This window comes from Bacillus cereus group sp. BfR-BA-01524, from assembly GCF_022662595.1.
In the GTDB taxonomy this organism is placed as follows: domain Bacteria; phylum Bacillota; class Bacilli; order Bacillales; family Bacillaceae_G; genus Bacillus_A; species Bacillus_A thuringiensis_S.
Window position 1 is genome coordinate 22,443 of record NZ_JAKUDW010000001.1, and the last position, 12,692, is coordinate 35,134.

The following is a 12,692-nucleotide window of genomic DNA, read 5'->3' on the forward strand; positions in this document are numbered from 1 at the left end:
GTAAAATGTATGAAGAAAGAATAGGAAATAGAACAGGGAGATGAAGTAGTATGAGTAATCTTACAGAGAGAACAGTAAAAACTGAGCCGATTTTTGATGGTAGAGTTATAAAAGTTCGTGTTGATGATGTAGTATTACCAAATGGAGAAATGAGTAAACGTGAAATTGTAAATCACCCTGGTGCAGTTGCGATTATTGCTATTACGGATGAGGGGAAAATTGTGCTTGTTGAGCAGTATCGTAAAGCGCTTGAAAAGGCGATTATAGAAATTCCAGCCGGCAAGTTAGAACCTGGTGAAAAACCAGAGGTAACAGCAGTTCGTGAATTAGAAGAGGAAACAGGATATGTATGTGAAAATATGGAGCTCATTACTTCTTTCTATACATCTCCAGGATTTGCAGATGAAATTTTATATGTATATAAAGCGACAGGTTTGACAAAAAAAGAAAATAAAGCTGAGTTAGATGAAGATGAGTTTGTGGAATTAATGGAAGTATCATTAGAAGAAGCGATTACTCTTATGAAAGATCTTCGTATTCATGATGCGAAGACGATGTTTGCAGTACAATATTTACAACTACAAAAATAAACACTCGCCAAAGGCGAGTGTTTTTTAATTGATTTTTGCATATACACGTGCATCACGTAAGCTACCATCTGGTGCTAGGAAATCATTTTCCATTGTACCTTCTAGAATGAATTCTAAACGTTCTGCTAAGCTACATGCATTTATATTTGTTGCATCAGTACGAATTTCAATTCTTCTAGCGCCTAGTTTATCAAAGGCGAACTGAATAGCGCCTTTAACAGCTTCGGTCATATAGCCTTGTTTTGTATAGGCACTATGTAGCCAGAAGTGAAGTGAAAACTTTGGAATATCCCAGTTTTCAGGCTTTAGTGTAATTGCTCCGATGAATGTACCAGATACTTTATCGTATAAGTGAAAATCAAGTGTTTCACGAAGTAAAAACTGTCCGTGAGCTTCGCGAACAATTTCTTCAGCACTCTCTTCTGTTTCAGCGTTAATTGGTATCCACGGTACTAAGTCTTCTAGAGAAGCTTGGATTGCTTCATATACTTCTGCACCATCACCTGGAAATGGTTTACGAACTTGCAAGCGTTCAGTTTGAAATAATGTTGGAAAATCTAATAATAATGGTTTCAAGAGAAATCCCTCCTATTCTCTACTTTTTAGTTTAGCAAAGTAGAGCGGAATTTCAATGTTAATTCGTCATACTTTTTTCTTTCTTTCATACATTTTTAATAAGAGTGTGAACGGAGGGAAGAAAAATGTGGCGAAAAAATTGGCAAGACCGTGTAATGTCTCACATACAGGAAAACTCTTCATTATATATATTTAATGCTGTTTTATTATTGATGGGAGTAATATTCGGAGCCATTCTTGTGAATAGTTTACAAATCAATCAAAAACAAGATTTATCATTTTATTTACAACGTTTTTTTGGACAAGTCTCTAAAGGAGAATTTGCCATTGCGGGCGAAATGTTTCGAGAAAGTTACTTTTCGCAATTAAAATACATCGGATTTATTTGGATTTTAGGGATTTCAATTGTTGGATTACCACTTATTTTTATTTTATTATTTGTAAAAGGAGTTGTTGTTGGATTTACAGTTGGTTTTTTAGTAAGTCAGCATGGATGGAATGGACTATTATTAGCATTTGTATCTGTTTTGCCACAAAATTTAATTATCATTCCAGTCTTTCTCGTTATGACAACCATTGCTGCAAGTTTTTCTTTACGGATGATTAGGCATCAATTTATTAGAAAAATAACCGAGCCACTGTTACCATTATTAATCCGGTATACATGCTTCTTTCTTGTAATTGGAGTGGTGTTAGCACTTGCTTCTAGTGTGGAGGCTTACGCATCACCAGTTTTAATGAAAGAAGTTGTTGAGGCTATTAATAAAAAATAAATACTTTTTGAGAATAATTATCAATTTATTTTTATTGTTTTTCTTTTGACAGAAGCCCCTCTTCTGATATAATGGTGTAAGAGTGGCGAGGAGGGAGTAGTACCGAATGGAAGAAAGAATTGAACGAATTAAGAAGCAATTACATGCAGCGAGCTACAAATTAACACCGCAACGTGAAGCAACAGTTCGTGTGCTGCTAGAAAATGAAGAAGATCATTTAAGCGCAGAAGATGTTTACCTCCTTGTAAAAGAAAAGTCGCCAGAGATCGGATTAGCAACCGTCTATCGAACTTTAGAACTATTATCTGAGTTAAAAGTTGTCGATAAGATTAACTTCGGAGACGGTGTTTCACGCTATGACTTACGCCAAGAAGGTGCGCAGCGTTTCCACCATCATTTGATTTGTACACAATGTGGTGCTGTACAAGAAATACAAGAAGATTTACTTGGTGAAGTGGAAAGGAAAGTAGAGCGAGACTGGAGCTTTAAGGTGAAAGATCATCGTTTAACATTCCATGGGATTTGTAAAAACTGTCAAGAAAATGAAACGGATGAAAAATAACCTTTTCCTATTTATCTAGGAAGAGGTTTTTTATTTGAATAAGGTATAAATTGATGAAAGCTTGGCATATGTTGTAATAACTTATATTTTGGAGGAATTTACAATGCGCCGAGCTTTAAAATTAACTTTTGATGGAATAAAAGTATTTTTATTATTTACAAGTTGTACGATTTTGTTTTATTTCGCTATACTATGGATAAATGAAGAATATGAAAGCTATCATCGTTATGAAAAACCTAAAGAAGAGACTGTAGAAAAAGTATCAGGGAATGAAGAACCGGCAAAGGATGCTTTCGTAAATAGAATGATGTTTTTCTATGAAAATGGGGAGTAGTGTAGAGTGGAAGATCAATTAAAAGATTTTATTCATTATATGGTTGTCGAAAAAGGATTAGCAAAGAATACAGTAGTATCTTATGAACGGGATTTAAAAAGCTACGTAAAGTATTTGCAAAATGTGGAACAGACGAAAACTTTTCATGAAGTGACCCGTTTACACATTGTTAACTTTTTGCAGTATTTAAAAGAAAACGGAAAATCTTCGAAAACATTGGCGCGTCATATCGCATCAATTCGTTCGTTCCACCAATTTTTACTTCGTGAACGAGCGGTAGAACACGACCCATCCGTACATATTGAAACGCCGCAAGGGGAGCGGAAATTGCCAAAAGTATTATCAGTTGATGAAGTAGAGGCGTTACTTCAAACACCAAAAATGACAAGTGCTTTTGGGATTCGTGACAAGGCGATGCTAGAGTTACTTTATGCAACAGGACTTCGTGTTTCAGAATTGATTGCACTCAATTTAGAAGATGTACATTTAACGATGGGATTTGTTCGTTGCATAGGGAAAGGGAATAAAGAAAGAATTATTCCACTAGGAAGTTTAGCAACGGAAGCGATTCAAAAGTATATTGAAAAAGGAAGAAGAGAATTAATGGGGAAAAAAGTAGTAGATGCACTCTTTTTAAACCATCATGGTAATCGATTATCAAGACAAGGATTTTGGAAAATATTAAAACGATTAGCGAAAGAAGCAAATATTGAAAAAGAGCTTACACCTCATACGTTGCGTCATTCGTTTGCTACGCATTTATTAGAAAATGGAGCAGATTTACGTGCTGTACAAGAAATGCTTGGACATGCAGATATTTCAACGACGCAAATCTATACGCACGTTTCAAAAACTAGATTAAAAGATGTATATAAACAGTTTCATCCGAGAGCATAGTTACTATGCTCTTTTTTTCATAGATTAAGAGGGAAAGACCGTTTCACAGAAACTTCACAAACATTTCGTATATTGTTTTCAGCAGAAGACTGGAATATTACAATGTATTTCCTCTATACTAAATAAAGTATAAAGGAGGAAATGATGATGAAAAAACTTATTATGATTTTATTTATCGCGATGCTAGCGTTGGCTGGCTGTAATACAAACAAAGAAGAACCGAAAAAAGAAAAGAAACTTGAAAGTATAAACGTAGCGATTCAAACGAATCCGAAAGAAATTAAACCTGGTGAAAAAACAGAAGTACAAGCACTTGTTACACAAGGAAAAGAAAGAGTAACGGATGCTGATGACGTAAAGTTTGAAATTTGGAAAGATGGCGACGAGAAACACGAGATGTTAGATGGTAAGCATAAAGGAAAAGGTGTTTATGCAGCAGAGAAAACATTTGAAACTGATGGAGTATATCATATTATTCCTCATACAAATGCACGCGATATGCACGTTATGCCAGCACACAAAGTGGCTGTAGGAAATGCGAAAGTAGAAGATGCAAAAAAAGAAAATAGTGATCACAGTGCAGGACATGGAGATCATAAAAGTGACACAATGATCCATCTTATGGCTGGAGACATAAAGGCAAATGCTGAATCTACAATGAAAGTTCATTTAAAGCAAAAAGAAGAAGCATTAACTGGTGCTGAAGTACAATTAGAGATTTGGAAAGATGGTGTTGAAAAACACGAATTTATTCCAGCGAAAGAAGGAAATAAAGGAGAGTATGAAACGAAACATACTTTCAAAGAGAACGGCTCTTACAAAGTGAAAGTGCATGTAAGAAAAGGCGAATTGCATGAACATAAAGAAGAAACGATAGAAGTAAAATAAAAAGTAGCTCTTTAGAGCTACTTTTTATTTTTGTTATGAAGAAATAAATCATAAAATAATTAGCACTTCGTTGCAGAATGGATTACAATAGAAGTGTGAAGAAAATGAGAAATTCTACGAAAATGTATTAAAAAGAAAGCGTAAACATGTTATGATATCAGTATCAGATGTCTGACATCTGACTTAGAAAAAACTAGAAATGTTTTTGAGTCGTTTCAAGTAAAACGAAATAGGTTAGAGAATGGTTTAAAGAAGTACTGTTTGACAATGAGAATTCTTATGGATAACAGTTTCACTTTATAGCGTTTTGAACATACTACAAGAAGTAGAACTGAACTTATAGGAGGTCGCAGTTATGAATAAATATAAACGTATATTCCTAGTCGTAATGGACTCTGTGGGAATCGGTGAAGCACCAGATGCTGAGCAATTTGGTGATTTAGGATCTGACACAATTGGTCACATTGCTGAACATATGAATGGTTTACAAATGCCTAACATGGTGAAATTAGGTCTTGGTAACATTCGTGAAATGAAAGGTATCTCTAAAGTAGAGAAACCACTTGGATATTACACAAAAATGCAAGAGAAATCTACTGGTAAAGATACAATGACAGGTCACTGGGAAATTATGGGCCTTTACATTGATACACCATTTCAAGTGTTCCCGGAAGGATTCCCGAAAGAATTACTTGATGAATTAGAAGAAAAAACAGGCCGTAAAATTATCGGTAATAAGCCAGCTTCTGGAACTGAGATTCTTGATGAACTTGGTCAAGAGCAAATGGAAACAGGCTCTTTAATCGTTTATACTTCTGCTGATAGCGTATTGCAAATTGCAGCACACGAAGAAGTAGTGCCACTTGATGAGTTATATAAAATCTGTAAAATTGCACGTGAATTAACATTAGATGAGAAGTACATGGTAGGTCGTGTTATTGCTCGTCCATTCGTTGGTAAACCTGGAAACTTTACACGTACACCAAACCGTCATGACTATGCATTAAAACCATTCGGTCGTACAGTAATGAATGAATTAAAAGATAGTGACTACGATGTAATTGCTATCGGTAAAATCTCTGATATTTATGATGGCGAAGGGGTAACGGAATCACTTCGTACGAAGTCTAACATGGATGGAATGGATAAGCTTGTAGATACATTAAATATGGACTTTACAGGTCTTAGTTTCTTAAACTTAGTTGACTTTGATGCATTATTCGGCCACCGCCGTGATCCACAAGGATACGGAGAAGCTCTGCAAGAATATGATGCACGTCTACCAGAAGTATTCGCAAAACTAAAAGAAGATGATCTATTATTAATTACAGCAGACCACGGTAATGATCCAATTCACCCTGGTACTGACCATACACGTGAATATGTACCATTATTAGCATATAGCCCAAGCATGAAAGAAGGCGGACAAGAGTTACCACTTCGTCAAACATTTGCTGATATTGGTGCAACAGTAGCAGAAAACTTCGGTGTGAAAATGCCAGAATACGGAACAAGCTTCTTAAACGAGCTAAAGAAATAGGGGGATAAACAAATGAATCGTGAACTTATTACAAAATCAGCTTCATACTTAAAAGAGAAATTTCAAGAGACACCACAAGTAGGACTAATCCTTGGATCAGGACTAGGTGTATTAGCAGATGAAATTGAGAACGCAGTAACAGTACCTTACAGTGAAATCCCTGAATTCCCAGTATCAACTGTAGAAGGCCATGCAGGTCAACTAGTATTTGGTACACTTCAAGGTGTAACAGTAGTAGCAATGCAAGGACGTTTCCACTTCTATGAAGGATACGACATGCAAAAAGTAACATTCCCAGTTCGTGTTATGAAAGAACTAGGTGTAGAAACGGTTGTTGTAACAAACGCAGCTGGTGGTGTAAATACATCATTTGAGCCAGGCGATCTTATGTTAATTTCAGACCACATTAACTTCATGGGTACGAATCCATTAATCGGACCAAATGATTCTGAAATGGGCGTACGTTTCCCTGATATGTCTACATCATATACAGTAGAACTTCGCGAAATGGCGAAACAAGTTGCAGCAGACTTAAATATTAAAGTACAAGAAGGTGTATACGTAGGAATGACAGGTCCTGTATATGAAACACCTGCTGAAATTCGTATGCTTCGTACACTTGGCGGAGATGCAGTTGGTATGTCAACAGTACCTGAAGTAATTGTAGCGCGTCATGCTGGTATGAAAGTATTAGGTATTTCTTGTATTTCAAATATGGCAGCTGGTATTTTAGATCAGCCACTTCACCACGATGAAGTAATTGAAACGACAGAACGTGTTAAAGCTAACTTCTTAGCATTAGTAAAAGCAATCGTAAAACAAATGAAGGGGTGACTTCACAATGAGAATGGTGGACCTAATTGCAAAAAAACGTGACGGACATGCATTAACGACAGAAGAAATTAACTTTATTGTTGAAGGATATACAAATGGTGATATTCCTGATTATCAAGTAAGTTCACTTGCAATGGCAATTTTCTTCCAAGATATGAACGATCAAGAGCGTGCTGATTTAACGATGGCAATGGTAAATAGCGGTGATACAATCGACTTATCAGCTATTGAAGGTGTAAAAGTAGATAAGCATTCGACAGGTGGTGTTGGTGACACAACGACACTTGTATTAGGTCCATTAGTAGCTGCTTTAGGTGTACCAGTAGCGAAAATGTCTGGACGCGGTTTAGGACATACTGGTGGTACAATTGATAAATTAGAAGCAGTTCCAGGATTCCATGTGGAAATTGAAAACGATGAATTCATGCGTCTTGTAAATGAAAACAAAATTGCTGTTATCGGCCAAAGTGGTAACTTAACACCTGCTGATAAAAAGCTATATGCACTTCGTGATGTAACAGCAACAGTAAACTCAATTCCGCTTATTGCAAGTTCGATTATGAGTAAAAAAATTGCTGCTGGTGCAGATGCAATTGTTCTTGATGTAAAAACTGGAGCAGGTGCATTTATGAAAACGGATGAAGATGCAAAACGTTTAGCAGAAGCAATGGTACGTATCGGTAATAACGTTGGTCGTAATACGATGGCAGTTATTTCTGATATGAGTCAACCACTCGGTGAAGCTATCGGTAACGCATTAGAAGTACAAGAAGCAATTGATACATTACAAGGTAAAGGGCCGAAAGATTTAGAAGAGCTATGTTTAACACTTGGAAGTCAAATGGTGTACCTTGCTGGACAAGCTTCATCTTTAGAAGATGCACGTGAAAAGCTAATTGAAGTAATGAACAACGGAAAAGCGCTAGAATCATTTAAAACGTTCTTATCAGCGCAAGGCGGCGACGCATCTGTTGTTGATGACCCTTCTAAATTGCCACAAGCACAATTTAAAATTGAAGTGGACGCGAAAGAAGACGGATATGTATCAGAAATCGTTGCAGACGAAATCGGAACAGCAGCAATGCTTTTAGGAGCAGGACGTGCAACGAAAGAATCTGAAATTGATTTAGCAGTTGGTCTAATGCTGCGCAAAAAAGTAGGCGATAGCGTGAAGCAAGGTGAATCCCTTGTTACAATTTACGCAAATCGCGAAAATGTTGAAGATGTAAAAGCGAAAATTTATGAGAACATGAAGATCTCTAAAGAACACGTAGATGCACCAACTTTAGTACACGGTATCGTAACGAAGTAATAAAAAAAAGCTGAGGAGATTTCTCCTTGGCTTTTTTTACTATTTTTTGTTTATAATAATAATGGGTGAAATTATGATTAGAATTTGTGCAGTAACAAAAACAGATGAAGTATTATATGATGTTTCTCTAGAAGAAACAAAGAAAGACCATATTGTATGGTATTGGCTAGATTTATATAAGCCAACGAAAGAAGAGTATACATATATTCTGCAAGACCATTTTAAGTTCCATCCCCTTGCAATTGAAGACTGTCTAGAATATGTACAGAGGCCAAAAGTTGATTTTTATGATGGATATAACTTTTTAGTTCTTCACGCGTTTGGAGAAGATGGGCTAGAGCCACATGAAATTGATTTATTTGTTAGTGATCGCTATATTGTTTCTTTCCATTTTTCTCATAATAATGCAATTGAAAGAGTATGGAAAACACTTGGTGAGAAGAGGCGGATTAAGAAAGGGCCTTTACATGTAGCACATACAATCACTGATCAAATTGTAGATGATTATTTCGCACCTGTATATTACATTGAAGATCATTTAAATGCGATCGATGATAATTTAACAGGTGAGACAGCAGGAGCCGTGCTAGAAGAAGTATTTGATATTAGGGCAGATTTATCTAAGTTAAGACGTACAATTATTCCAATGCGTGATTTATTGTATCGTATTTTGAATTCCACTCGTTTTTACGGTATAAGTGATCATGAGATTTATTTTAAAGATATACATGATCATCTACTTAAACTTACGGAAATGATTGAGGCAAGTCGAGAGTTAACGGCGGATATTCGGGATAGTTATTTTTCATTAAACTCACATCATATGAATAACATTATGAAAACATTAACTGTATTCTCGACTATTTTCATGCCATTAACATTTATTGCGGGAGTATATGGAATGAACTTTACGCATATGCCAGAGCTTGGTGGACAATATAGTTATTTTATTTGTCTTCTTCTAATGGCATTAATTGGCGGCGGAATGATGGCCTGGTTTTATAAAAAAGGATGGTTTAAGTAAAAAAACACCGAGGATTTCCCCGGTGTTTTTTCTTAACCAATGGCATGTAATACAAACATAGCTAAGAATAAGCATGTAATGATATACATAGATGGTGCGACTTCTTTACGCTTTCCAAGAGCAACTTTTAAGATAGGATAAGCAATAAATCCGAACGCAATGCCATCAGCGATACTATATGTGAGCGGGATCATGACGATAATTAAGAACGCTGGAAATCCTTCTGAAAAATCGTTCAGAGGAATTTGCTGAATGCTTGTAATCATCAGGCCGCCAATAATAATTAAGATTGGTGCAATGGCACTATCAGGAATTAGTTTGACAAACGGAAGTGCAAACAATGATGCAAAGAATAACAACCCTGTAACGATAGACGTCAGACCTGTCTTTCCACCTGCAGTAATACCTGCGGCACTCTCTACTGTTGATACGGTAGGGCTTGTGCCAAATAGACCACATGTCATTGCTGAAATTGCATTGGCTTGGTAAGCACGTGGGAATTTACGGTCATCTTCTAATAAACCGTGCAGAAGTCCCATGTTCTCAAAAATAAGCACCATGCTTAAGGAGAATGTTGCAATCCAAAACGGTAAGGAAGAAAGTTTGCCAAATGACATAGCTCCAAACACATCGCCGTAATTAGCGAATGAGAATGAACTATTTCCGATTTGACTTGTATCAACAAGGCCAAATAGCCATGCAATACCAGTTCCTATTGCAATCGTCCATAAAAAGTTTCCACGTACGTTACGAATAAATAGTACAAGTGCAACGATAAGAGTAAGCACGGTCGCAAGAACGACAGGGTTACTTAATTTACCCATTGCAACAGCAGTATTTGGGTTCGAAACGACTAAACCACCTTTTTGCAATCCGATAAACGCTAAAAATAATCCGATGCCGACAGTAATCGCTTCCTTTAATGACTTTGGAATTGATACTGATAGCACGCGAGCGATTGGTGTAAAAGCGGCAATTGCAAAAATAATACCAGAGATAAAGACAGCAGCTAATGCTTCTTGCCAAGTTAGTCCAAGCGTATGCACAGCTGTGTACGTGAAGAATGCATTTACACCCATACCAGGGACAAGAATAGCAGGTGCATTTGCCCAAAATGCCATGAGTAGACATCCGACAAATGAACTGAAAACAGTTGCTAAAATTCCAGCTTCAAGAGGAATGCCAGCATCGGATAAAATTGACGCATTTACAATCATAATATATACGATCGTGAAAAATGACGTAACTCCAGCTAAAACTTCTTGTTTTGGTGATGTTTCGTGTAAACCTAATTTAAATGTTCTTTCAAGTATTCCTTTCATGTTAAACCTTCTTTTTCATATCCCTCTCCCACCCGTGATATCTCTTTCGTAAGAGCTCACCGTCCTTTATTATATCAGAACATCATGTTTTTACAACAAGGAAAATGATAACGTTTACTTATAAATGAAATTATTTATAAATACGTAAAAATTGCCCGTATTGTTGAAATAATTTCTAATTCTCCCGATTGAATAGGTGGAGCTGCTTGCGCATGTAAAGTAGCATAAGACGTAACCTCCCTTGGTAATTGGGCAGATTCTTCAACGAATGAGAGGGGAACAGGATTAATATTTAAATTATATGTACTCGCAATAGCACGAGCTTTTTCTACTGCCTGGTGCAGAGCTTGAATGAGAGCTTGCTCATAATATTTATTTGGATGAGATACTCGGAAACGTAAACCTTTTGCTACATTTGCGCCATTTGAAACGGCTATATCATATACTTCCCCAGCTTTTTGTACATTTAAAACGGTAATTTCATACAAATGCTCTACACGGTATCCTTGCAGCAATGCTTTATCATTTACATATTCGTATTGAGGAGTAATTGTATAAGAAATCGTCTCTATATCTTTATCGGCAATACCAAGCTGTTTAAGTGCATCCAGCAATTGTTTGGATTGCACTGCATTTTCTTCTTGAGCCTGTTTTACATTTTTATCATCTGTTCGAATGCCGAGTGTTAATATAACAACATTCGGTTTTGCTTTTACAACACCTTCTCCTTGTACAGTAATAGTAGCTTCTTTACCAGTATTAGCAGTGCGTACGTTGTGTAAATAAGAATTCATTCCACCCTGCATTTTCCATCACCATCCTTTTTATATGTATATGTGTGAACAAAAAAGAAATTTATATGAAAAAAGTTACATAAATGAGAATGTTGAGGAAAGAAAGCATATACAACATAGGTATTTATAGATTATAATATGTGTAAATATGATAAAAAAGGGACGAGGCTATTGAACGAAAAAAGAGAAACGCTGATTTTAGATTTATCTGCATCATTTCGAAAAATGATACGTTTATTACAAAATGATATTAATACACGTTTTGCAGAACATATGCCATATAATGAATTTTCTGTATTACGTGCGTTATTTTTAAACAGTCCACAGATGGCTTCGCAAATTGCGAGTGAAGTAAACGTAACCTCCAGTCATATTACAGCTGTTACAGATCGTCTCGTACGAAAAGGATTAGTAGAAAGAAAACGTTCTAATTCAGATCGTCGAATCGTGTACTTAGAAATTACAGAGCACGGAAGAGAAGTAACTGAAAAACTTGAAGCTGTGCGTAAAGAATATTATAAAGAGAGATTTAAAGGTTGGAGCGACCAAGAAATAGAAATGGTCTTAGAACTATTTGGCCGCGTATTATAATAAATGAGGATAGGAAGCGAAAGCACTCCTATCCTTTTTCTTTTGAATAAAAATATTTTGAAACTCCGATACTTTAATTAAAAGATCGGAGGAAAGATTATGAAATATATTGCTGCACTTACCATTTTATTTGGTAGTTTTTTCTGTTTTCAAACATTCACGTACGCAGATACGCCTATCCAAGTGGTGCGAAAAGAAGTGAAGTACATCGAAAACGATAATACAGTCTTATATTCGAAATTATGGGTTCGTTCTATGCAAAACGCAGTATTATTCCACCATAGCGATAATATTCGTAATCGGGACACATTACGTAATGTAACAAGTTCATCGCTTGTTAAAGCGAAGCAACTATCTTTTCAGAAAGCAGCACTTTATATACCGAGACTATCGCAATACGTATCAAAAATAGGGAAAGAAAACATTCAAGTGTACTACATTGCGATTCACTATAATGTGAAAAAAGAAAATGCATATCAATTAGATGGCATGAACTATTTTCTACAAGTATTCGTAAAAGAGCGTGGGGAATGGAAAATTGCCGAAAGTGTAGTTGCACCGACAGAGCAAATTGTGCAAAATGGTGATGGATTTGGGATGAAAGAAGAGATGGTGTATGGGGATAGGAGAGAAAATGTGAAATAACCTCCTTTTA

15 protein-coding genes are annotated in these 12,692 nt (G+C 36.1%); 12 read left to right on the forward strand and 3 right to left on the reverse strand.

Annotation, left to right across the window (positions count from 1 at the left end; translation table 11 throughout):
- Positions 1-50 precede the first annotated feature (50 nt).
- Entirely contained in the window at positions 51-590 is a 540-nt protein-coding gene (locus MR170_RS00135; protein WP_016080378.1) for an NUDIX domain-containing protein, read from the forward strand.
- A 24-nt stretch (positions 591-614) separates the two neighbouring features.
- Here MR170_RS00135 and MR170_RS00140 read toward each other — a convergent pair whose 3' ends face one another.
- Complete coding sequence (locus tag MR170_RS00140) at positions 615-1,166, reverse strand: GNAT family N-acetyltransferase (protein WP_000803479.1); 552 nt, start codon at positions 1,164-1,166, stop codon at positions 615-617.
- 155 nt (positions 1,167-1,321) lie between these two features.
- Between MR170_RS00140 and spoIIM the strand changes: the two genes are divergently transcribed.
- The 9 genes from spoIIM to corA all read left to right on the forward strand — a co-directional run bounded on the left by spoIIM (position 1,322) and on the right by corA (position 9,330).
- A complete protein-coding gene (gene spoIIM, locus MR170_RS00145) occupies positions 1,322-1,939 on the forward strand; it encodes a stage II sporulation protein M (protein WP_224413400.1) in 618 nt (205 codons plus the stop codon).
- 106 nt (positions 1,940-2,045) lie between these two features.
- Positions 2,046-2,501: a ferric iron uptake transcriptional regulator gene (fur, locus tag MR170_RS00150; protein WP_000392657.1), complete on the forward strand. Its 456-nt coding sequence runs from the start codon at positions 2,046-2,048 to the stop codon at positions 2,499-2,501.
- Between the two features lie 103 nt (positions 2,502-2,604).
- Positions 2,605-2,835 (forward strand): YqzK family protein, encoded by a 231-nt coding sequence (locus MR170_RS00155; protein ID WP_001250432.1) that lies wholly within the window; start codon positions 2,605-2,607, stop codon positions 2,833-2,835.
- Between the two features lie 6 nt (positions 2,836-2,841).
- Positions 2,842-3,732: a site-specific tyrosine recombinase XerD gene (xerD, locus tag MR170_RS00160; protein WP_000390088.1), complete on the forward strand. Its 891-nt coding sequence runs from the start codon at positions 2,842-2,844 to the stop codon at positions 3,730-3,732.
- A gap of 144 nt (positions 3,733-3,876) precedes the next feature.
- Positions 3,877-4,620: a FixH family protein gene (locus tag MR170_RS00165; RefSeq protein ID WP_016080380.1), complete on the forward strand. Its 744-nt coding sequence runs from the start codon at positions 3,877-3,879 to the stop codon at positions 4,618-4,620.
- 355 nt (positions 4,621-4,975) lie between these two features.
- Entirely contained in the window at positions 4,976-6,160 is a 1,185-nt protein-coding gene (deoB, locus tag MR170_RS00170) for a phosphopentomutase (protein ID WP_016080381.1), read from the forward strand.
- Between the two features lie 12 nt (positions 6,161-6,172).
- Positions 6,173-6,994 carry a purine-nucleoside phosphorylase gene (locus MR170_RS00175; RefSeq protein ID WP_001078446.1) on the forward strand — a complete coding sequence of 274 codons (822 nt, stop codon included), beginning with the start codon at positions 6,173-6,175 and terminating at the stop codon, positions 6,992-6,994.
- 7 nt (positions 6,995-7,001) lie between these two features.
- Positions 7,002-8,306, forward strand: coding sequence for a pyrimidine-nucleoside phosphorylase (locus MR170_RS00180; protein WP_016080382.1), 1,305 nt, complete (start codon positions 7,002-7,004; stop codon positions 8,304-8,306).
- Between the two features lie 61 nt (positions 8,307-8,367).
- Positions 8,368-9,330 (forward strand): magnesium/cobalt transporter CorA, encoded by a 963-nt coding sequence (gene corA / locus MR170_RS00185; RefSeq protein WP_002026281.1) that lies wholly within the window; start codon positions 8,368-8,370, stop codon positions 9,328-9,330.
- Between the two features lie 32 nt (positions 9,331-9,362).
- On the opposite strand, the gene MR170_RS00190 is transcribed toward corA, so the two are convergent.
- Both MR170_RS00190 and MR170_RS00195 read right to left on the reverse strand, forming a co-directional pair.
- The gene (locus MR170_RS00190) at positions 9,363-10,652 is read right to left on the reverse strand and encodes an NCS2 family permease (protein WP_000676248.1); all 1,290 of its coding nucleotides are present in this window, start codon (positions 10,650-10,652) and stop codon (positions 9,363-9,365) included.
- Between the two features lie 134 nt (positions 10,653-10,786).
- Entirely contained in the window at positions 10,787-11,458 is a 672-nt protein-coding gene (locus MR170_RS00195; RefSeq protein WP_242306745.1) for an SIMPL domain-containing protein, read from the reverse strand.
- Positions 11,459-11,617: 159 nt separating this feature from the next.
- On the opposite strand from MR170_RS00195, the gene MR170_RS00200 reads away from it, so the two are divergent.
- Both MR170_RS00200 and MR170_RS00205 read left to right on the forward strand, forming a co-directional pair.
- Positions 11,618-12,037, forward strand: a complete 420-nt coding sequence (locus MR170_RS00200; protein ID WP_001003307.1) for a MarR family winged helix-turn-helix transcriptional regulator — start codon at positions 11,618-11,620, stop codon at positions 12,035-12,037.
- A 99-nt stretch (positions 12,038-12,136) separates the two neighbouring features.
- Complete coding sequence (locus MR170_RS00205; protein ID WP_000873787.1) at positions 12,137-12,682, forward strand: hypothetical protein; 546 nt, start codon at positions 12,137-12,139, stop codon at positions 12,680-12,682.
- Positions 12,683-12,692: the final 10 nt, after the last annotated feature.

What these genes read in the sequence shown, in the direction of transcription:
- MR170_RS00135 (WP_016080378.1), top strand. Translation starts at nt 51, where the DNA reads ATGAGTAATCTTACAGAGAGAACAGTAAAAACTGAGCCGATTTTTGAT.
- spoIIM (WP_224413400.1), top strand. Translation starts at nt 1,322, where the DNA reads ATGTCTCACATACAGGAAAACTCTTCATTATATATATTTAATGCTGTT.
- fur (WP_000392657.1), top strand. Translation starts at nt 2,046, where the DNA reads ATGGAAGAAAGAATTGAACGAATTAAGAAGCAATTACATGCAGCGAGC.
- MR170_RS00155 (WP_001250432.1), top strand. Translation starts at nt 2,605, where the DNA reads ATGCGCCGAGCTTTAAAATTAACTTTTGATGGAATAAAAGTATTTTTA.
- MR170_RS00165 (WP_016080380.1), top strand. Translation starts at nt 3,877, where the DNA reads ATGATGAAAAAACTTATTATGATTTTATTTATCGCGATGCTAGCGTTG.
- deoB (WP_016080381.1), top strand. Translation starts at nt 4,976, where the DNA reads ATGAATAAATATAAACGTATATTCCTAGTCGTAATGGACTCTGTGGGA.
- MR170_RS00175 (WP_001078446.1), top strand. Translation starts at nt 6,173, where the DNA reads ATGAATCGTGAACTTATTACAAAATCAGCTTCATACTTAAAAGAGAAA.
- MR170_RS00180 (WP_016080382.1), top strand. Translation starts at nt 7,002, where the DNA reads ATGAGAATGGTGGACCTAATTGCAAAAAAACGTGACGGACATGCATTA.
- corA (WP_002026281.1), top strand. Translation starts at nt 8,368, where the DNA reads ATGGGTGAAATTATGATTAGAATTTGTGCAGTAACAAAAACAGATGAA.
- MR170_RS00190 (WP_000676248.1), bottom strand. Translation starts at nt 10,652, where the DNA reads ATGAAAGGAATACTTGAAAGAACATTTAAATTAGGTTTACACGAAACA.
- MR170_RS00195 (WP_242306745.1), bottom strand. Translation starts at nt 11,458, where the DNA reads ATGCAGGGTGGAATGAATTCTTATTTACACAACGTACGCACTGCTAAT.
- MR170_RS00205 (WP_000873787.1), top strand. Translation starts at nt 12,137, where the DNA reads ATGAAATATATTGCTGCACTTACCATTTTATTTGGTAGTTTTTTCTGT.